General features: G+C 66.9%; 1 protein-coding gene. It reads right to left on the bottom strand.

What is annotated here, in order from left to right; translation table 11 throughout:
- Positions 1–302: hypothetical protein (locus tag KWG70_RS17810; RefSeq protein WP_230937388.1), on the bottom strand; the 302-nt coding region annotated here is incomplete at both ends.

Genomic DNA, 302 nt, shown 5'->3' on the forward strand with positions numbered 1-302 from the left:
GTCGGGCAAGGTGGTTTGCGACGTGACAGGCGCAATCGCGGCCTGTCCGAACTTGAACTGCGGGCCGGGGTTGACCGAAATCTCGATGCGGCCAATCGGGCCGGGCGAGCCCAAAGGCGAGATGCCGGCCGCTTCGCGCCCATTGACGCGGATGTTGATAACCGGGGCGAAATAGCCCTCTTCGTACAGCGCGCCAATCAGCCGGCCATAGTCGGCCTGCGCTGCGGCAAGAATGTCCTGCGGGGCCGCATCCGCGTCGTCCGCCAGCGGCACAACCAGCGAGGCGCTGCGCAATTGCGCGG

Origin of the sequence: Psychroserpens luteolus (assembly GCF_021032705.1) — a bacterium.
In the GTDB taxonomy this organism is placed as follows: Bacteria; Bacteroidota; Bacteroidia; order Flavobacteriales; family Flavobacteriaceae; genus Psychroserpens; species Psychroserpens luteolus.